Origin of the sequence: Tissierella carlieri (genome assembly GCF_018917285.1) — a bacterium.
In the GTDB taxonomy this organism is placed as follows: Bacteria; Bacillota; Clostridia; order Tissierellales; family Tissierellaceae; genus Tissierella; species Tissierella carlieri.
Window position 1 is genome coordinate 96,255 of sequence record NZ_JAHLOH010000056.1, and the last position, 19,475, is coordinate 115,729.

The 19,475-nt window shown below is 31.6% G+C and carries 21 protein-coding genes and 2 pseudogenes; 4 read left to right on the forward strand and 19 right to left on the reverse strand.

The annotated features are described in order from the left end of the window. Positions 1–739 precede the first annotated feature (739 nt). The 5 genes from KQI38_RS20705 to KQI38_RS20725 form a co-directional block, all read right to left on the reverse strand. The gene (locus KQI38_RS20705) at positions 740–1,639 is read right to left on the reverse strand and encodes a PhzF family phenazine biosynthesis protein (protein ID WP_216562884.1); all 900 of its coding nucleotides are present in this window, start codon (positions 1,637–1,639) and stop codon (positions 740–742) included. A gap of 531 nt (positions 1,640–2,170) precedes the next feature. Then, a complete protein-coding gene (locus KQI38_RS20710; RefSeq protein WP_256310619.1) occupies positions 2,171–2,836 on the reverse strand; it encodes an ATP-dependent Clp protease proteolytic subunit in 666 nt (221 codons plus the stop codon). Beyond that, on the reverse strand, positions 2,784–3,176 hold the full coding sequence (locus KQI38_RS20715; protein WP_246565956.1) for a helix-turn-helix domain-containing protein: 393 nt from the start codon (positions 3,174–3,176) through the stop codon (positions 2,784–2,786). Before KQI38_RS20715 ends, KQI38_RS20710 begins: the two co-directional genes overlap by 53 nt. Positions 3,177–3,422: 246 nt before the next feature. Next, positions 3,423–3,635, reverse strand: a complete 213-nt coding sequence (locus tag KQI38_RS22515; protein WP_338114394.1) for an ATP-binding protein — start codon at positions 3,633–3,635, stop codon at positions 3,423–3,425. Positions 3,636–3,860: 225 nt separating this feature from the next. Beyond that, a complete protein-coding gene (locus KQI38_RS20725; protein ID WP_216562891.1) occupies positions 3,861–4,010 on the reverse strand; it encodes a hypothetical protein in 150 nt (49 codons plus the stop codon). A 273-nt stretch (positions 4,011–4,283) separates the two neighbouring features. Here KQI38_RS20725 and KQI38_RS22905 point away from each other — a divergent pair. Then, positions 4,284–4,415: pseudogene (locus tag KQI38_RS22905) on the forward strand (IS3-like element IS1068 family transposase); the annotation flags it as partial. Positions 4,416–5,010: 595 nt separating this feature from the next. Next, complete coding sequence (locus tag KQI38_RS20735) at positions 5,011–5,679, forward strand: class I SAM-dependent methyltransferase (protein ID WP_216562893.1); 669 nt, start codon at positions 5,011–5,013, stop codon at positions 5,677–5,679. A gap of 212 nt (positions 5,680–5,891) precedes the next feature. On the opposite strand, the gene KQI38_RS20740 is transcribed toward KQI38_RS20735, so the two are convergent. From KQI38_RS20740 to KQI38_RS20765, 6 genes are all read right to left on the reverse strand, one after another. Then, positions 5,892–6,770, reverse strand: coding sequence for an alpha/beta fold hydrolase (locus tag KQI38_RS20740; RefSeq protein ID WP_216562896.1), 879 nt, complete (start codon positions 6,768–6,770; stop codon positions 5,892–5,894). A 377-nt stretch (positions 6,771–7,147) separates the two neighbouring features. Next, positions 7,148–7,333, reverse strand: a complete 186-nt coding sequence (locus KQI38_RS20745) for a hypothetical protein (RefSeq protein WP_216562898.1) — start codon at positions 7,331–7,333, stop codon at positions 7,148–7,150. 163 nt (positions 7,334–7,496) lie between these two features. Then, positions 7,497–7,685 carry a hypothetical protein gene (locus tag KQI38_RS20750; protein WP_216562900.1) on the reverse strand — a complete coding sequence of 63 codons (189 nt, stop codon included), beginning with the start codon at positions 7,683–7,685 and terminating at the stop codon, positions 7,497–7,499. Between the two features lie 42 nt (positions 7,686–7,727). After that, positions 7,728–8,102, reverse strand: a complete 375-nt coding sequence (locus KQI38_RS20755) for a hypothetical protein (RefSeq protein ID WP_216562902.1) — start codon at positions 8,100–8,102, stop codon at positions 7,728–7,730. Positions 8,103–8,287: 185 nt separating this feature from the next. After that, entirely contained in the window at positions 8,288–8,395 is a 108-nt protein-coding gene (locus KQI38_RS20760; RefSeq protein WP_246565966.1) for a MetS family NSS transporter small subunit, read from the reverse strand. Between the two features lie 16 nt (positions 8,396–8,411). Next, the gene (locus KQI38_RS20765) at positions 8,412–9,905 is read right to left on the reverse strand and encodes a sodium-dependent transporter (protein WP_216562906.1); all 1,494 of its coding nucleotides are present in this window, start codon (positions 9,903–9,905) and stop codon (positions 8,412–8,414) included. A gap of 448 nt (positions 9,906–10,353) precedes the next feature. On the opposite strand from KQI38_RS20765, the pseudogene KQI38_RS22910 reads away from it, so the two are divergent. Continuing rightward, positions 10,354–10,470: pseudogene (locus KQI38_RS22910) on the forward strand (transposase); the annotation flags it as partial. Between the two features lie 292 nt (positions 10,471–10,762). Here the strand turns inward: KQI38_RS22910 and KQI38_RS20775 are convergent. Continuing rightward, positions 10,763–13,018: an ATP-binding cassette domain-containing protein gene (locus tag KQI38_RS20775; RefSeq protein ID WP_216562910.1), complete on the reverse strand. Its 2,256-nt coding sequence runs from the start codon at positions 13,016–13,018 to the stop codon at positions 10,763–10,765. A gap of 76 nt (positions 13,019–13,094) precedes the next feature. Between KQI38_RS20775 and KQI38_RS20780 the strand changes: the two genes are divergently transcribed. Then, complete coding sequence (locus tag KQI38_RS20780; protein WP_216562912.1) at positions 13,095–14,039, forward strand: helix-turn-helix transcriptional regulator; 945 nt, start codon at positions 13,095–13,097, stop codon at positions 14,037–14,039. A gap of 725 nt (positions 14,040–14,764) precedes the next feature. Here the strand turns inward: KQI38_RS20780 and KQI38_RS20785 are convergent. From KQI38_RS20785 to KQI38_RS20815, 7 genes are all read right to left on the reverse strand, one after another. Further along, positions 14,765–14,920: a transposase gene (locus tag KQI38_RS20785; RefSeq protein WP_216562914.1), complete on the reverse strand. Its 156-nt coding sequence runs from the start codon at positions 14,918–14,920 to the stop codon at positions 14,765–14,767. A gap of 621 nt (positions 14,921–15,541) precedes the next feature. Beyond that, positions 15,542–16,258 carry a hypothetical protein gene (locus tag KQI38_RS20790; protein WP_216562916.1) on the reverse strand — a complete coding sequence of 239 codons (717 nt, stop codon included), beginning with the start codon at positions 16,256–16,258 and terminating at the stop codon, positions 15,542–15,544. A 265-nt stretch (positions 16,259–16,523) separates the two neighbouring features. After that, positions 16,524–16,778 (reverse strand): hypothetical protein, encoded by a 255-nt coding sequence (locus tag KQI38_RS20795; protein ID WP_216562918.1) that lies wholly within the window; start codon positions 16,776–16,778, stop codon positions 16,524–16,526. 27 nt (positions 16,779–16,805) lie between these two features. After that, on the reverse strand, positions 16,806–17,033 hold the full coding sequence (locus tag KQI38_RS20800; protein WP_216562919.1) for a hypothetical protein: 228 nt from the start codon (positions 17,031–17,033) through the stop codon (positions 16,806–16,808). 328 nt (positions 17,034–17,361) lie between these two features. Next, the gene (locus KQI38_RS20805) at positions 17,362–18,069 is read right to left on the reverse strand and encodes a hypothetical protein (protein ID WP_216562922.1); all 708 of its coding nucleotides are present in this window, start codon (positions 18,067–18,069) and stop codon (positions 17,362–17,364) included. A gap of 21 nt (positions 18,070–18,090) precedes the next feature. Further along, complete coding sequence (locus tag KQI38_RS20810) at positions 18,091–18,798, reverse strand: hypothetical protein (RefSeq protein ID WP_216562924.1); 708 nt, start codon at positions 18,796–18,798, stop codon at positions 18,091–18,093. Further along, positions 18,791–19,276 carry a hypothetical protein gene (locus KQI38_RS20815; protein ID WP_216562926.1) on the reverse strand — a complete coding sequence of 162 codons (486 nt, stop codon included), beginning with the start codon at positions 19,274–19,276 and terminating at the stop codon, positions 18,791–18,793. Before KQI38_RS20815 ends, KQI38_RS20810 begins: the two co-directional genes overlap by 8 nt. Between the last annotated feature and the right edge of the window lie 199 nt (positions 19,277–19,475).

Below are 19,475 nucleotides of genomic sequence, written 5' to 3' on the forward strand. Positions count from 1 at the left end.
TTTCATCAATTTAATTAGATACTTTCTAATAAATTCATATTAAGACTGAAAAATAACCTCGTCAACAGGTTCCTCACTGACTCAAGAAATATTTCTAATTCCTCTATTCATTTATTAGCATAAGGTTTTTGCTTTCTGCATATATCAATGAATTTGCTTCTCACTATAATAATGGTCGAGCGACGGAAATCCCTACAGCCCAAAATTAAATATTTTTTTCTGTATGATAGATATAAAAGCATTATGTACTGCCTCCTCAGCCATATCCTGATTTTTCATATTCTTTTATAGCATAATGAATCAGGACATATTTATGATTCATGTATGTCTAAGGTTAGACTAATATTTCCGAGATAGCTATTACAATCATTTTTATACTCAAAAAATAGACATCAAGATTCTTATCTTAATCTCTTAGATCTTTCTATATACAATTTACATTTTAGGGGGTCATCACTCAAATTACCCTATGTCATCTATAAATCACCCCAAAAATAAGGATCAAAAACGGTGTTTTTTGACCAATTTTTGGCCCGAATTTCATCTCTAAACCACTATATGTTGTGGTCAAGCTCTATTATTCCTTATCTAAACCACAATATGTCATCAGAATTATACTACCAACATGCCTTGAGAGAACGATAATGATTTCACTTGAAGCTGGTATCCCCTAGCATATTTTCAAAGAATTAATTAATTCTAATAATTAGTATAATGAAAAATTTATTCAATTGTTTCATTAAAGATTTATAGTTCCATTAATTGAAATAATCGCTTTCCCCCCAACTTTGATAGTCGGATTAGTTTTTCCTGCAATAATCTTTATCGTAAGTTCTCCTGGTCTTCCAGCTGCATGTCCTTGGCCAATTGTAAATTCATGGTCTATTTTGGGGTCTAAAATATTTTCCAATACTAAGTATCCTGCTAACGCACCATTCGCTGCTCCTGTAACCGGATCCTCAGCAATTCCGATTGCTGGTGCAAAATCTCTTGTATATATTTTATATCGTTCATCAAAACTATTAAAACTAAACAAATGTGTAGTAACAACATCCAATTTAAGATTTAAATCTTTTAATTCTTCAAATATCGGTACTGATGCGTCGATTGCTTTACTGTTCTTTACTGGAATTAATAAGTGCCAATTTCCTGTATATGCTAACTTGATCGGATATTTATCATCGATGTCCATTGGATTAATCCCGACTACACGACAGATTTCTTCCTTATCCACCTCAAATTGTTTTGTTTTAGGTGCAACTTGAGTCATCACAACACTATTTAATTTTTTTTCTTGCATAGACCATTCAACTGGAACAATACCAATATTTGTTTTCAATCTAATTTGTGAGGCTTTTTCCATCCAGCCATACTCCATTGCCATAACCCATGACAGGCCTACCGTAGCATGACCGCAAAAATCGATCTCTCTACTTGGTGTAAAATAACGCACCACATAATCATAATTTCTGTCATTAGAAGGAAATAAAAATGCGGTCTCTGAAAGATTTAATTCTCTTGCTATCTTCTGCATGTCGTGCTCATTTAACCCTACTGCTTCGGGAACTACACCTGCGGCATTTCCACCGAAAATTTGATCCGTAAATGCATCTACATGATAGACTTGTATTTTCTTCATAATTAACACTCCTTTTTTATATTTGATAAAGTAAGTATATAGCAAAAGAATTTCAATTGTAGATTCAATATAGGTTACTAACTCAACATTGGGGCGCGCTTCTTTAGAACCGTACAATGCTTTGAAGATACAAAAAAGATGCCGCTTGAGTCTAGTGGAGCCTTGCGGAATAAAAATCAACCCTCAGATCCAGTTTTTTTGAGCACAATGCGGTATCTTTTTTTAATCTCACATCAGAGATTTCTTTATCATCATCAATTGTATGTGTATAGCTTAGCTCTTTTGATCCCGTAAATCAAAAATTGTAAGCAATAAAACTCTCAAATGCTCTTTGCAAATGAACTTCATTCGTTACAATTATTTAGCTATAGGGGTTGGAGAATTGCAGTAATCAATTTGGAACAATCCTTTTAGTGCTATTTGTTTTTATAGCATTAGCATCTAAATTTTTAAAAATAAGATTTTAATTAACCTATCAAATACGGATATCCAATCTAAAGCTTCGCTTTAACCCCGTTTTTAAATGTAATGTTACGTACGACATAATAAAATCTTATCAATTAACCCATATTCTTTCGCTTGCTCAGCCGTCATATAACAATCTCTTTCCATATCCTCTTTAATCTTTTGAATCGGCTGACCTGTAAGCCTACTATATATTTCATTTAGAGTTTCTTTTGTTTTTTCAAGCCAATCACTATGAATTTTAATATCTGTGGCCTGCCCCTGAAGTCCGCCGGATATTGATGGCTGATGAATCAGCACTTCACTGTTTTTCAAGGCAAAACGTTTACCTTTCTTCCCCGACGCCAGAAGTAATGAAGCTGCGCTCCCTGATTGGCCTACACTGATGGTAGAAACATCGCATTTGATATAATTCATTGTATCCATAATAGCGAAGCCGTCCGTTACGGAACCACCTGGGCTGTTTATATAGAAATGAATGTCCTTGTCACAATCGGCGGATTCCAAGAAAAGCATTTGCGCAATAATTAAGCTCGCAGATTCATTCGTTACCATGCCGTTAAGCATGATAATCCTATCATTTAACAACCTCGAAAAGATATCGTAAGAACGTTCTCCTCGAGATGTCTGTTCAATTACCATTGGTATAAGATTGCTCATATTAACCTCCTTACGCTGCTTATGCAGCCATATTCGTGATTCTGTTGAAGTCGGAACTGAATTCGATAACATTATTGAATTTACCACTTCTATATACTCTCCGATATTTTCCAGGCGTCAAATCATAAATTCTCATAAAGGCTCTAGAAAAGGATTCCTGGGAAGCATATTGATACTTCAGTGCGATATCAATAATCGGCTGTTCTGTTTGAACAAGCTCTTCTGCAGCCTTCTCCATCCGCCTCTTAGTAATATATTTGGTGACGGATTCACCTGTTATTTTGTGAAAAAGTCTATGATAATGATATTTTGACAGATAAGCTTTTTGAGCAAGATCATCAAGTTTAATCTTATTCCCCAGATTTTTTTCAATATACTCAAGTGAATCACGCACTTTTGAGTGATAATCCATATGCATCCTCCTCGTATAATAGTATTTGCAAGGAAATATTATATATCTTTATAGAGATAATAGCCTTGTAATCTATTGTCTCTTTTTTTGTCTCTTTGTATAAATCAATAACAATTCCTATGGTTTAATAATGGTAGAAATCATTAAGGAAAGTTCTATCGATTTCGAGTTTATTCTCCGAAAATCAGTCTCCCTTGGCTGTGTGTTTTCTTCTAACCGCTAGACTTTCCAAGAATATACCATATATTATATACTCAACCATAAATTAATTCTTGATAATTCTTGCTCAAATTTTATCTGACGAAAATAAGTATAAATGTCAATATTAGAATGTAACTTTTTACTCATCTTCTTTAAGATATTTTTTAAATGATATGATTTTCCGTTGATAGGAATTACATGAGTATGATGTAAAATCCTATCTAAGATAGCGTTAGCTATGACAGAATCATAAAATATATAATCTCATAATTTCATATTAATCTCACTAATTAAATTACATAAAGTTATATATGACATTAGCTTTTAATAAATATATTCTTATCAGAATTACTAACCCTTTTATTTATTCCTATATTATTTATATACCCTTTAGCATTAGATATTCTACTTAATGTGGATATATCTAATGTATTTAATTTTGAGTTCCTACTTTCTGACATTGTGAAAAATACTTTTGACGAATTAGTCTTCACAAATATCCAATTCATAGGTTACTCTTGCATCATAAATTATATATTGCTCTACAAACATAAAGCTTAAAACCTTTGATACATTTGCAATACTTTCAAAAGCTAATTTATTCGAATCTGAACTTTCCTCTAAGAAGTACATTACCGAGCTATATAATTTATTTATATTTTAATATTAATTCCTCCTCACTTATTAACACTCTATATAAAAATTATCTTTTTAATTTCTGCTAAATCCATTGATAAAATTATTTTGCATAACATCTTTTTAAAATTACATTTCTCTTAAACATGTTTTTTGTGATATTAGTTCATTAAACTATATATTATTAAATATTTTATTCTCTATGATATTTAAAAGTTATGCCTCTGAAGGTGTATTCCAAATATATAATGTATTTAAAAAGGTAGATATGGATCTATTCGTATAGGAAAAGTACCAGAGCAACGTGGAATTCATGTAAATCGTAAGCAAATATCTAGATTAATGCGTGAAGTGAATCTATGTCCTAAAGGAACCAAATATAATTATAAGAAATATAATTAAAAAAATAGAGGTGAAGAAAGACCTAATTTACTTAATCAAATGTTTGTTACAGATACAAAAAATAAAATTGGGGTAGGTGATGTTACATATGTACCAACTAGGAAAGGAACCCTCTATCTTGCAATATTTATTGATATGTTTTCTCGAAGGTAGTTGGATGACCGATGGGAAGTAGAATGAAAGATACCCTTGTGATTGAAGCATTTACTTAAGCTTATGGAAAAGAACGGCCTAATTGCGGGTTAATAATTCATGCCGAACCTTTTGAAAACGTTGATAACTCTCATACAACAAAACCCCTTCCATCTAACTTCCTTAAACAACTATTGTAATATTTATAAAAACTTTATATAATTTACATTATACTAATATGAACAACTAAAATTAACATGATTATACTATATTAAGCAACCTTTGAAACTATATTTGTTTTTTGTTAGGATTTATAAAACTTTATTTCAACATAATTCATTGATAATAAACTAAATCACAAAAGTTGCAGATTGTTATCTCTGAGATAATCGCAGTTCATTTTTAGCTCAAAGAATTATATCTATTTAGCTCTAATTTACCATGAGGAGAAAGGATAAAGAATATGGACAATTACTATGCCGAAAAATTAAATTCCAAAAAGTTGTTTCAGGCGTACGATACCCAAATTCCACGTATCAAGCAGTATTTACAAGCGGAGATAGATTTTGTCAAGGGAAATCTATCAAACACACAAAGTGTTTTGGAGCTTGGAGCCGGATACGGTCGAATTATTAGGGAATTGGCTCCCTACTGCCGATCTATTGTCGGGATAGATATCTCGCTGGAAAGCGTTGAGTTAGGCAAAGAGTACCTCAAAGACTATCCCAACGCGAGTATAGTTGCCATGGATGTTCACCAGATAAAATTCCCTAAGCCCTTTGATGTTATTTTGTGCCTGCAAAACGGATTGTCTGCCATGCGTGCTGATTCCACTGTCATTCACAAAATTCTTGATAAAGTGGCACCAGGTGGAACGGCTTATTTCAGCAGTTACAGCACTAGATTTTGGGATTTTCGTCTGAAATGGTTTGAGGAGCAGGCCTCCAAAGGGCTTTTGGGGAAAATTGACTATACTAAAACCAAAAACGGTGTGATTATCTGCAAGGGGGGCTTTAAGGCGACGATCCATTCATCCGAGGATCTTGAAAAAATTGGCGAAGAGTTGGGATACCCCTATCAGGTGCAAGAAGTGGATGAATCTAGCGTGTTTCTAATCATCCATAAGACCTAACTAAGCGGAGAGGTATTTCTGTAAAATCTGCTCTTTTAAGTTTGAATTATTTCGAGTGTCCGATTTCTATATTAGCCCATGTAAGTAAAACAAGATCAAAAATATTGCAGCACTTTCATGCAGTCATTAATCATTAACTACCAAAATTACAGTTCCTTTTAAGTTGTATAATAAAAAAAGACAATACTAGTACTGGACTGTGTCAAGTTCATTTATTCATCATGTTTGCTTATGAATCTCTTTACTGCTTTGCCTGCTTCAATCGGATGTTGCATCCATACATAAGCATGGATGGAATTTTCTATATGCTCAATTTCATATGTATGCAGTAGACTAGTGAACGCAGATAGGATGCTTCTGATTTTCTTATCTTCCCACTCTTCTTCGCTTGGAAGGAATAGAATAGGACATTTTACCTTCTTATAATATTGCTCAAATTTCACATCCCAGTATTTCTGAATATATTCTGTTCTAACATGGTTTAAATAGCAATATGTAAAATTACCGTTTTGCATCTGTTGCAGATTGTGTTCAAAGAAGGCTAAGAAATATTCATTCCATAATCCTTGTTGTATTAATTCCGCTCGTTGTTCCTCAATATACTCTTCTTTCGTTTTAAATACACGTTCCTCCCTTTCAGCCAGTACAGTCCGCATGACTTCTTTTTTATGTTCAATTTCCTCCTCCGTTCCATTAAATAACCCGTATTCTCCAAACTCATTATATAAAGCCCCTTCACATATGAGAGATAGGATGAGCTCTGGATGTGATGCAGCTAAACTAAGTCCAATCTCAGCCCCCATTGAACTACCTACGATATGGCAGCACTCTACGTTTAGTCTCTCCAACAATAGATAAATATCGTTTGCCATATCGTCTATATGATACCCTGCTAAGGGTTTATCGGATTTACCATGTCCTCTAAAATCAGGAACAATGATGCTATATTCATTTTCAAATTGGGGTAAAATACCTTCCCACATATTCAAATTTCCTCCACTAAAGTGAAGGAATAAAACAACTGATTTATCGTTTAATGAATATCGTACATTAATCCCTATATGGTCTAGCTTAATCATTTCCTCTATCATTTTTCCGCCTCCACTACTATAATTTATTATCTAAAAACTATACTCCCTGATTTTAAAATTATCTAATGGGGTTTTATCCTGTTATATCCACTTTTCTTAATTTTGTATTTTTGAAATAGACTCTTACTTTTTCTCACCCCACACCCCTCATTCCTTCGTTCCATTATATAATAGTAATTTGCTTTTTTCCACTTATTTTTCCCATTTACTCCCAAATAAAAAAAGCAAGACTTTATTAAAATTATAGTAAAGTTTTGCTTTTAATCAATCATCATTTTCACTTTTTTCAATCACTCATTCAATCTTTTTAATAAAAGCAAATGTTTATTACAAAAAGCAAGACTTAATTATACTAGGACAATTTTTTTGCAACAGGATTATAACTTCAACATGTCCATTAACTTTGCCTTATCTACCTTATATCCCCTCTCCATAAATGCCTTCAAATCCCTCACTAATGGTCCTACAAAAGCATACTTATCATAAAATGTTTCTGACATAGGTTGGAATTCTTTAGAAGTATAAACTATAGTAGTATTATTATCATTCTCAATCAATATCATATCTATTTGCTCTTAAAAGTTGAAACTTCTTATTTATTCGCGGCAGCCCAACAATCATATGTAAGATTTCCTCGGCTCCCTATTTCATCATTTTTGCAGTGTACTTATTAAATGCAAATGTAGTTGCAGAACATATATATAATTCCTTCTAGTAATCATATATCTACTGGCTTATACATTCTAAAGAATTATCTAAAACATTATATTTTACAATTACGTGTTCAATTATTCCCATATAATTATAAGCAAGGCCTGCCTCAAACTCTACTGTATTATTGTCAATCCATTTTAGGTTGCCACACCAGCTATATTGTCCATCTGGATAGGTATTACTGTAATTTTCGTTAGCCATCACTACTTTTTCTATGGATAATTTCATGATTTCAGGACTGGCTTATTCATTGTTTAAATCAATAATATTGAGTGAGTTGATTCTCCTGGTAGATGTTTGTACTGCTATTTTATCATTACCTGGGGAAACTTTAATTGCTTCAGTCGTATCAATATATGTTTGCGACTCTGTAAAAGAATAAAGCTTTGATAGCTTATCATTCTTAATCATCCATAATTCATTATAGCTTCCATAGTCGGAGTAATCATTAAAAAGTGCAAAACCTTTAATGCAGTGGACGCTGTTCACTATATATGAACTATCAAATTTCTTACTCAGCATACTTATAGCAAATTCTGCACCATGCTTGATTGTATTGTTTGTACTGGTCAAAAAAGGTGTAATTTCAGCTATTGCATGAATTCTTATATTGAACATCAAACAAAATTCCTTTTAAATCATTCAATTCCGCTTTTATAACTTTTGAATCTTCATATAAAGGAACTATCTTAAGCTGTCCTTTATTTCCTATGACTATAAGGGAATTCTTATTACCATTCTCATCTTCTAAACATCTAATTTTCCTTATTTCATTATTTAGAAAATCAATTTTTTCTGTGATATTAATCTGAATAGCTATCTTTTTTCATTGAGATTATTATAGTAGTCAATAATCCTCCCCAAAGTACTGTTGCACCTATACCAAAGAATATCGTTGCACTTAACGTCATTTTTATCACCACACCTTTATTCATTTTTTAAATTAATATTATCTCTCCAAGGTTGTTTACTTATTAAGACCGCTCCGGTAATTCCTATTAAAATAATTCCCCATCCATAAACAAACAATGCTTGCAAATCATATCCACCATAAGGTGTATGCATTTCTGTAATAAGACTTTGTACTAAGATGAAAGTTAAAACAATTGGATTTATACATTTAATAAATACATCCCACCATTTTCCTATTCTATAATAAGATACTGAATTTGTATGGTCACGAATTGTCTTAGGTTTTACAATCCATCCTACTAAGATAGTTTCCAGTAATCCAACTACAACTATTCCATAGTTATTAATAAAGTTATCCATAATATCTAATAAGTATAATCCCGCTCTAGTTGCAAAGGAGATACTTATAACAAATCCAACTAGCAAAATTCCTGTTACTACTTTTTTACGTTCCCATCCTGTTTTATCTATTATGGCTGAAGAAATCGCTTCAACTAAGGATACTGCTGATGTTAATCCCGCAAATATTAAGCAAGTAAAAAATAATACAGATAGTATGTTTCCCCAGCTGCCCATTACTGAAAATACTTTAGGAAATGCTATAAATGCAAGTCCTATACCATCAGATGCAACTTTATCAACAGATACTCCTTGATTTGTTGCCATAAATCCAAGTATTGCAAAAACCCCTATTGCAGATAAAAATTCAAAGCCACAATTGGCAAAAGCAGTCATAAATGCACTATTATTTATATCTATTTTTTCAGGAAGGTAACTGGAATAAGTCATCATAATTCCTGTAGCTATACTTAATGAAAAAAATACTTGTCCATATGCTGCAATCCAAACTTTAGGATCTTTAACTTTTTGCCAATCAGGTGTAAACAGTGTGTTTAAGCCTAAAGAAGCACCTTCTAAAGTTACCCCTTTTATTACTATAATTATCATTATTATTAATAGAGCTGGTAATAGTATTTTACTTAATTTTTCAATTCCAGCTTTTATTCCTTTATAACATATAAAACAGTTAATTAACCAAACCAAAGTTATTCCTATTAATATTGGAACAACTATACCTCCAAAATCGAAGGGTGATGATGATAAATTTAATACTTCATTATAAAAATAACTGTTGGTGTCATTTCCCCATACTTTTTTAAAGCTTAATGTTAAATACTTTATAGCCAAGCTCAAAATCATTGAATAATAGGATAAAATTATGACTGCGCTAATTATAGGCCACCAACCAAGCCATTCCCATTTTTTATTTGCCCTTGATATTGCAAGTGGTGTTGAACCTCTAAATTTATGACCCATTCCATATTCAAGAATTAATAAAGGTATTCCTGCTGTGAATATGGCAAAAAAATATGGAATTAAGAAAGCTCCACCTCCATTTGAATAAGCCACATAAGGAAATCTCCATATATTACCTAGCCCTACAGCAGAACCAATAGCTGCAAGTAGAAACCCTGCTTTTGTCCCCCATTGCTCTCTGGATTTTTTCATTTTTATTCCTCCTAAATATTTTGTCTGAATTTTGCAAATGTTGATATTTATAAATAAAAAAGCCCCACAGTTTATACTATGAGACCTTTTTACCTAGGATATTACAAAAGTCCCATAGTTTATCTATGGGACTCCATTTATTTCGATACAAATAATTAGCCACCATAGATGCAAAATGCCTGTTTTGGCGATTGCACCTATAGTAGTATGTAACGTATCTATATATACAATCGCTATCTTAAGTTAGCTAATAAGAGTAGATTATTCAATTTTGAAACAGATATATTTATTTTAATATTCATAATAATCCTCCTCTTGGTAAATTTATATCATGGTATCATACTATTCTAGTAATGTCAACAAAATCTTAAAAATAATATAAAAAATATAATATAGTTAATTGTAAAACTAAATTAGACCCCTTTTTACTTTGCAGTCTAATTTAGTCTTACAAATCTTTCAGTTTATTAAGCGTCTCATTATACATATTCCTTATGACCAATTTAGGATGATTCGCTATTATGGTCTTTATGCTAAAAAATACATTCGTTCTTCTAAACTTTATCTTTAGATGGACTTGATCCATCTATTCCGCCACAACCTGATTGCCAAGTTTATAATGGTTCTATGACTCCAAAATCTTATACTGGTATTCGTGGTGTTCATTACGAATACAAAAAATATTCTAATCTTTTATTATTAGGTTTATTCTGCATGCTATGATTTTTCCATAAGAGAATAATCTATAGCTAGGAATTGTAATTCATAAATTCTACCTGTAATACTTTCACTACCCCAGGCAAAGATAGATTAACAAGTAATTTAATTCACTCTATATCCTTTATCTTCAAAAACGATTATTTCTCTAAATATTTCTTTAAATGTCTTCCCGTAATTGATTTTTGGGATTCCAATATTCCTTCAATCCCTCCTTGATATAATAAATATCCACCTTTTTCTCCAGCATATGGTCCTAAATCTATAATCCAATCAGCTATACTCATTATCTCTAAATTATGTTCAATAATTATTATTGTGTTATTTTTGGATAACTTTTTAAATATCTTTATCAGTCTATAAACATCCTTAGCGTGTAGTCCTGTTGTCGGCTCATCAAAAACATAAATATTTCCATTAGAATTTAGATTGATAGATAACTTTAATCTCTGAAGTTCTCCTCCAGATAATGTATCTAGACTCTGTCCTAAGGTTAAATACCCAATCCCCACATCTATCAGCGTCTGTAATATTATACTAATATTATTAAAGTCTTCAAAATAGTGCAAAGCATCTTCAATTGATAAATCCAATACTTGACTTATATCCAAGCCATTTACCTTATATTTAAGTGCCTTTACATTGTACCTTTTCCCATTACATGCTTCACATTCACTAACTATATCATCCATAAATGCTAAGTCTAGTTTTATATAACCTTTGCCTCCACATTCTGGACAAGCTCCTTTAGAATTAAAACTAAAATAAGATGGAGATACATTATTTGTTTCGGCAAAGATATTTCTGATATTATCAAATACTCCTATATAACTTGAAACTGTTGATCTAACGCTTGTATATATCTTTTTTTGATCAATAAAAATACCTTCAGGATACTTTACCTTAAATTCAATACTCATAAGTGATGACTTTCCTGATCCTGCAACTCCAGTTACTACAGTAATTGCATTTTTAGGTATTTTTACATCTATGTTCTTTAAATTGTTTGCCTTTGCTTTATTAACTTCTAACCATTCTTTAAAAGGTTTTATTTCATTGTTTAATTTATTCTTCTTTTTAAATTCCTCAGATGTCAATGTTTTTGAAGCTATAAAATCTTCATATCTGCCTGAAAAAATTAATCCTCCTCCTCTTTTACCTGATTCTGCCCCTAATTCTATAATATTATCAGCAATCTCTATTACATCAATATCATGTTCAACAATTAGTATTGTATTTCCTTTCTTCTTTAAATCTATTAGTAATCTATTTATCCTTAATATATCCTCTGGATGCAGTCCTACACTAGGCTCGTCTAATATATATAATAAATCTATAAGACTATTTCCAAGCTGTTTTATAATTTTTATTCTTTGAGACTCTCCTCCTGAAAGATTTCCAGTATTTCTATTTAGACTTAAATAATCAAGCCCAACTAGTCTAAAATTATATAAATCTTTTAAAATTGAATCTACCAATTCTTTTGTGTTTCTTATATTTATACTCTCTAGCTCCATTATTAAATTCTCTATACTCATTCTACAATAATCATAAATGTTTTTATTATTTATTTTACATTTTAAAATATCTTCCTTTAATCTGCTCCCATTACATTTTGGACAGATAATTTTTTTTGCATATTTATCTATCTCATGTTTATGGATTCTAACTTCCCTGCTATCCTTCTTAAAAAAAGCTTTTTTTATTCTTGGTATTACCCCATCATAAATTGCTGATTTTGGATATTTATCACTTGGATTTTCCAACTTTATTTCATCTGCATATAATAACAAATAAAGTTCCTCTTTATTATAATCACTAATTTTCTTATCATTACCAAATAAGCCAGATTCTATATACCTACTCCATCTAAATCCTCCTACTTGAAATGTGGGAAATAATATTGCCCCCTCATTTAATGATCTATTTTTATCTATAATCTTTTCTATATCAATATCTCTTATCTTACCAATTCCCTCACAAGCTTCACACATACCTTTTGGATTATTAAAAGAAAAACTATCCGAATATCCCACAAAAGGCTTTCCAAATCTAGAAAATAATAACCTAAGTTTTGAATATATATCAGTTACCGTTCCTACTGTAGACCTATTATTATCTCCGATCTTTTTTTGATTCATAACAATTGATGGTGATAATCTTTTAATCTCGTCACATTTTGGTTGTGGGAATTTTCCTAATCTTGTTCTAATAAAGCTGGAGTAACTTTCATTCATCTGCCTTTGTGATTCTGCTGCAATAGTATCAAATACTAAAGCAGATTTACCTGAGCCAGATGGACCAACTACTACTGTGATTTCTTTCTTTGGAATACATACATCAATATTTTTTAGATTTTTTTCCCTTGCTCCTTTTACTATAATTGCATCTTTCATAACATCACCCTTCAACTTTTAATACAATAAGTGTATAATATAAACATGACAATAATTGTCACTTTAAGGAGGAAATATGAATAAAGCTACAATATTATTCGATTTAATTTGGTTTGTTAATTCAAAAAAGGAATTTACAGCAAGAGAAGTTGCAAATGAGTTCAATGTATCCATAAGAACAGCTCACAGATATATAACAGATCTTTCAGATATGGGAATACCTATATACTCGAAACAAGGTAAAAATGGAGGTTATAAAGTACTAGATAATCAAGTATACCCTCCTATATTATTTTCAAAAGATGAGATCTTTGCAATTCTTTTCTCTTTTAATTATCTTGGCAATTATAACAATTTACCTTTTAGTTTAAGTATTACCTCAGTTAAAGAAAAAATATATTCACTTTTACCTAAAGATACTTTGAAGGAGTTTAAGGAATTGGATGATTCCCTACACATTAATGAATATCGATTTGAACGTAATACACCTTTTTTAAAAGAAATAATAACTGCTGCTATAAATAAGAACATAGTACTGATTCAATATAATTCCTCCAAATCAAAAACAGATAAGAGAATTGTTCCAATAGGCGTTTATGCATATGATGGCAAATGGTATTCTCCTGCTCTTGATATAGAATTAATGGAATACAGATTATATCGTGTAGATAGAATAATAGACTTTAAAAATAGCATGGATACGTATGAAAACCTTATGTCTTTAAAGGAATGGTTCTATAACTATCCAATTAACAATCCTGTAAATTTATATGTCCAGTTAAATAAGGTTGCTTATTTAGAATGTACTGACATCTATTTTTTACAAAATGATTTAAAGTGCATTAATGATAATTACTATACGCTTGAAAAAACAATTGATTTGAGTGAAATTCCTTTTTATACAAAAATCCTTTTAAAGCTTGGAACAAATGCAAAAGTAATTGAACCTTCGGAGCTAGTTGATAATTTAAAAAGAGAAATTATGTGCATGCACAAACTATATGATATTAAATCTAAATAAGATGATCAATAACATAAATGCCATCCATATTTTAGCCTACTATTAAAGGGTAAAAAACGGTGTTTTTTCACCGATTTTCGACCAACTCTTGCCCTTAAACACCACTATATGTTGTGGTCAAACCCTACTCACCACAATACGTCATCAGAATCATACTCTACATGGTAGAATGTTCCCAATCACACTTCGCTCACCTCGTATTTTGGGACATTCCTGACATGAGACTTACATATGCTTCTTCAGTCGTTCTACTCCTTCACAAGTAGTGTTACGACTTCAGCATGCCTTGGGAGGACAATAATGATGTCGTAGGTTGATATTACTCACTTGGTGGCAGGGTATATTTCGAAAAGGCCTTCGGAAGTATCCTATCTTTTCAGCGATCATTTCATAAAATTATAATGAAAGCTATTATCCTAATATGGAACAAAATTAATAGTTGTGTAATATTTACCTGTGAGATAAATTGCACCCAATAAAACCTTCAAATAATTATGCTTAACTTAAAAATTTTATTCAGTATAATTATATTTTGTTACTGCTATTCTATGGAATATCTACATAATATCACTTATTTGAATTTTACCATGATGGACTTTTGAATTCGATTTCTTCCGATAATTCTCTTTAATGTATCGTTCTAATACCTTCCATGCTTGTAAAGTAATAAAGGGACAAGACCTACAGTCTTATCCCTCTCGTTTTGGAATATTTGGTTACAAGCATTACCCATGGCTTCCAAACTTTCTATAGCTAATAACACAATTTTCAATACTAGTTAATGGTATATTAAATTTATTAGCAAGATATCCGTATCCGCCTTCTCCATTTATATACGCTTTTACTACTTCCATCTTATCTTCAAAACTATATTTTGCCAATTAAAATCGCCCCCCATCTTTTAGGGGCCGGTTCAGACGCCTATGCCGTCTTTTGCTGCTCATCCTTCTTGACTTTATTTCCAGACCCCTCTCACTTCGAAGTGTTGCTGTTTTAGCTATCTGCATTATAATCACTATTTTCTGCGACAAATAGATATTCAACGAGCGCGAATACGATCGGGAATATGGCAACTAGAAGATAGAAGAAGGGGTTAGTTAGGAGTGATTCAAATGTGCCGGCATGCTCTCCAAAATTATTTAACAAATCAGAAACAAAGATTGGCACAAACTGTTCTTTGCTTACAATGTACCCAATCAAAAGAAAACAAAACACAGACAGAAGCCGAATAGCCAATCTGTAAGCAGAAGCTTTAGAAATCATATTTCGTGAATCAAAATGAAAATTGCCTCGGTGCATTAAAAAGCAACAACCGAAAGCGCTGAGTATAGGGATTACGATATACGGCACAATCAGAACCCACGCTATGGGCGGCCAGGGAATGAAAACCATATATATGATAAATATGGGTCCGAATAAAGTATACTGGCAAACTGATGTAAGAAAAGCGAGCAATAATCTTCGCGCCAAATAATCCATATGATGTTTCCTCATTATATTTCTCATCTGGTGACAACTCTACTGCCAACATTACATGTAACAGTACCAACATTTACAACATCAATCTTCGTCTGACATCTAAGTGTCAAGCCAGAATAACTTGAATCTTCATAGTAAGCATAATTTTCCGTTGGATACTTAATTGTAGGACCATCAAGCCATAACAACCAAGCAACGTCTGTCGTACCATATCTCACTTGGCGATTATTGACGACCTTGTCTTTCGGGTCCCAGTCAGCTGCAGCAGCATATAACTCGTTTTTTGTGCCCAGGTTATCAATCCAATAAACATAGGCCCATGCCTTAATTCCATGCTGCCCTTTGTATTGATCATCTACTTTTACTTCTGAAGCGGCAACGACAGCCACATACATATTTGCTATATCGCCGTTTTTACGAACAATTTCTCCAACTTTTTGAACTGTTGAGTTCACTTCGAGCTCGATTGCATCTTGTGCAACACCAACCATTGGGCTGAAATCTGCGCTGACAACAATACTCTCTCTAACTGAAAGAGGAACGGAATAGTCAATGACATTCTCCATAGCATCCAACATCAAAGAGTTTTCATCAACTGCCGCAACCAAAGAGTCAGCTTGAAGCTGAATGGACCTAGCCTCATTAACTGCGCTCAAGTTCGCATAGGCGGAGGAGGCACCAAAAATTATCGTTGTGACAAAAATAATCGCCGTAATAATCTTTTTCATGGTTTTTTTCATCTTTTTACTCCTTTCAAAATAGTTTTTATATAATCTTTTCAACATTTTAATACCTTATCTAAAGAACACTTCCATACACATCACCACCTCTTTCTTATAATATAATTCTTCCAACAACATCATTCTCATCTATTTCTTTTGAAATTAGTTATTTTGTATCTTACTTGACAATATGGTTTTAAGGATATTTGATAGTATTGCTCGTTTTTTACATGTCTAAGAGTTCAGACTCATATTTCACAAGCTTTTCAAAAACACCATCAATTCATTCTTGGTCATCCCATAACTTTGGATTATCAAGTTTTCTAACCTTGTGATGACCCGTTACAATAGTATCTATACCATCCCTATTTCCAAAATATAAATCAACAATTTTTAATGACTTCTTTTCAGATTGATTTAGCATTTTGCAACTCATTCCAGCTCCTTGGTTAGAAAAATATAAACTTAAGTAGCAAAGATTTTCATTGAGATTCTTGAACTCTACTCCCTTAAATTCATTTTCCAAACCGAAAATCACACCAATTCCACCCTTTAACTCTTTCTTTTACTCTAATTCTAACATTTTATTTACGAATTCAAGTAGATTTTCATTTGAGACATAATTTTCAAATGATACTTTTTCTTGTTCTGCAACAACTCCAGTATAAAGATTTACGAAGACTTTACCAAATGTAAGAAAATTTCCTAGTTTAACTTGATAATCAACAAAAAACAGCGCAAATTCCCTGATGATAAGATTTAAATCATTCTGTACTTGACTTAATCTCTGCAAACTGGATTTATCCTGCTACAGCTAGTCTTCCTACTTGAATAAGAAATTCTTGACGTATGACTCTTAGCCAGTAATAGTATTGAGTTGTTGAAATATGATTTTCTTCACATCATTATCTAACAGGTAATTCACTCTCATTATACCTTTTAATTATTTCCCGCCATTGTTCTTTTAGTATTTCATGACGAGATCCTTTCATAGTATCCATGTATGCTTTTAATTCTAACAAAGTTACTTTGTTAATATTAAAAACGCTTTATAGAGTATATATCTCATAATCTCTAAAACTTTTAAATCCGTGGGATTATTGACCGCTTACATTACATCCCTATTCTGGGTATGCATAAAATTGTGGCCTGTATATTCCAAAATCTACAATTTGATAAGGACCTAAATCCGTACCTGGAACATATCCATTAACTCTTGCCTCCATACGGTATGTCGCATAAAATTGTACCCTGCTTGATAGTATGATTTTATCAGTTTGAACATCCAAAATACGAGCTCTTAGGTTATAGTGTATCCCTGAATCATCATATAAACTTAATGATGGACTACTTGCAGTGTAAATCTCTCCAGTATTAGGATTATAGGTCATTGTTCCAGTAAGAAGAACTTCCCAAGTTTGAATCTCTCCTTGTAAATTGTAACTGTGAATTATTATATCTGAACAAAGCTGTGTTCTAGAAGCCCACATCAAACCATCATTATTTTTAGTATCAATAGTACTCTCTATATAAGGAACTAAATTTTCACTAATTATTAATTTTTGGATTGCCTTGTAATCTCTTCTATCTAATAAGATTTCTACTTCTTTCTTAAAATAATCAGTAACATCTTCTCCATCTTGATTTGTAACATAAAGTTTATTGATATTACTAAAGGCTTCATTCATAAAATCTATAAAGAGAGAACTGACTTCGTCATTTACTTTAATGCTATTTGCATAAGAGATTGTATTATCCATACTAAAAATAAATAATGCGATAATTAGCAAAGCTAAACTTATTTTACTTATATTACTTATCTTTCTCATTTGTCTACCCCTTTCTTTAATTTAAAAATCCGGATATGCATCAAAAGAATGGACATGTGTTCCAAAATCTAATACAGTTAACCACGTAACTCCGTTAACATCAATAATTTCTATATCTACAGTCATTTTATATCTTCCACTAAAATTAACATAGCTACTGTAGATTCTTCTAGAGGTAGAAACATTTGACATTTCACCTGGCAAATCCCATCCACCACCAGTATAGTGTAAATGTATGCTAGGATTAGGCGCAGAGAGAATCTGCCCAGTATTAGGGTCATAAGTAACTGTTCCAGTAAGTAATGTCGTCCATTCTAGTCTACCGAACCCATTCCTAGCTGCTTCGTTTTTATACTCATAGTCGGAGAAAGTTTGAGTCCTAGAAGCTCTCATTAAATCAATATTATTTTCAATATCAGTAATTTTTCTTATAGATGGAACTAATTCTTCATTAATTATTATTTCACGAATTGCCTTGTAATCTTCTTTTTCAAACAATGTAATTGTTTTATTTAAAAAATAATCAGTAACATCTTCTCCATCATGATTCTTTACTCTAAGTTTATTGATATCACTAAAGGCTTCATTAATAAAGTTCTTGAAGAAAATGCTGACCTCAGTATTTTCTCCACCATTATTAGCATAAGAAGTTGTATTTCCTAAACTGAAAATCATCATAATAATTAATAAGACTACACCTACTTTAGTTACTTTAAACATTTTACTCATTTGCAATACCCCTTTCTTTTAATTTAAAATAAGTCTGCCTGATTATACCAATTACAATAATTAGAACTATATATCCTATGCTCTTCCTAAACCATAAAAGTGTATTTCCATAAAGAGTAAGATCTGTTATATGTGCGATAGTCCCAAGTACAATGTTCAATACTAGATAAAAAGCAGTTAATAATAAAGAGTGTTTTATATTGGAATCATCTTTAGTTCCTAAAATGTACATGAAACAAAGTAAACAAGTAAGTCCTGTAATACTTAATATTAAAACAATGTGATTGTTTATATTATCCATAAGCATTACCTTGTTCCATATAGGCAAAAGTTCTTCAGTTAATTTCCCACTACTTTCTGGAAGGGATTTCAGTAATATACCTTTATATCCTGAAACCAGCTGACAACTAACAGACAGAATTGTATGAGTTAGGATTAGAAAAGAGTAGGTATTAAATCTTTTAATTCTTACTTGCAATAATAATGCACCTCCTTGGATTTATTTAAATCTACTTTGTTATTTAACTTTAAAGTCAAACTACTATTTGAATACTAATCTACTCAATTAAATCATGTTCAACTATATACTGATTCTTAATTATCATATTTGGAGCAATAGTTAATACTAGAAAGGACTGAGAATTATCAATAGTTATTTTACATTTTGTCTTTCCATT

Coding starts and splice junctions, on each gene's coding strand:
- KQI38_RS20715 (WP_246565956.1), bottom strand. CDS start 3,176: ATGGATTATCACTCAAAAGTGCGTGATTCACTTGAGTATATTGAAAAA.
- KQI38_RS20735 (WP_216562893.1), top strand. CDS start 5,011: ATGGACAATTACTATGCCGAAAAATTAAATTCCAAAAAGTTGTTTCAG.
- KQI38_RS20705 (WP_216562884.1), bottom strand. CDS start 1,639: ATGAAGAAAATACAAGTCTATCATGTAGATGCATTTACGGATCAAATT.
- KQI38_RS20750 (WP_216562900.1), bottom strand. CDS start 7,685: ATGGCTAACGAAAATTACAGTAATACCTATCCAGATGGACAATATAGC.
- KQI38_RS20790 (WP_216562916.1), bottom strand. CDS start 16,258: ATGAAAAAAACCATGAAAAAGATTATTACGGCGATTATTTTTGTCACA.
- KQI38_RS20765 (WP_216562906.1), bottom strand. CDS start 9,905: ATGAAAAAATCCAGAGAGCAATGGGGGACAAAAGCAGGGTTTCTACTT.
- KQI38_RS20780 (WP_216562912.1), top strand. CDS start 13,095: ATGAATAAAGCTACAATATTATTCGATTTAATTTGGTTTGTTAATTCA.
- KQI38_RS20740 (WP_216562896.1), bottom strand. CDS start 6,770: ATGATAGAGGAAATGATTAAGCTAGACCATATAGGGATTAATGTACGA.
- KQI38_RS20745 (WP_216562898.1), bottom strand. CDS start 7,333: ATGATATTGATTGAGAATGATAATAATACTACTATAGTTTATACTTCT.
- KQI38_RS20760 (WP_246565966.1), bottom strand. CDS start 8,395: ATGACGTTAAGTGCAACGATATTCTTTGGTATAGGTGCAACAGTACTT.
- KQI38_RS20775 (WP_216562910.1), bottom strand. CDS start 13,018: ATGAAAGATGCAATTATAGTAAAAGGAGCAAGGGAAAAAAATCTAAAA.
- KQI38_RS20810 (WP_216562924.1), bottom strand. CDS start 18,798: ATGAGTAAAATGTTTAAAGTAACTAAAGTAGGTGTAGTCTTATTAATT.
- KQI38_RS20710 (WP_256310619.1), bottom strand. CDS start 2,836: ATGTTATCGAATTCAGTTCCGACTTCAACAGAATCACGAATATGGCTG.
- KQI38_RS20805 (WP_216562922.1), bottom strand. CDS start 18,069: ATGAGAAAGATAAGTAATATAAGTAAAATAAGTTTAGCTTTGCTAATT.
- KQI38_RS20725 (WP_216562891.1), bottom strand. CDS start 4,010: ATGTACTTCTTAGAGGAAAGTTCAGATTCGAATAAATTAGCTTTTGAA.
- KQI38_RS20755 (WP_216562902.1), bottom strand. CDS start 8,102: ATGTTCAATATAAGAATTCATGCAATAGCTGAAATTACACCTTTTTTG.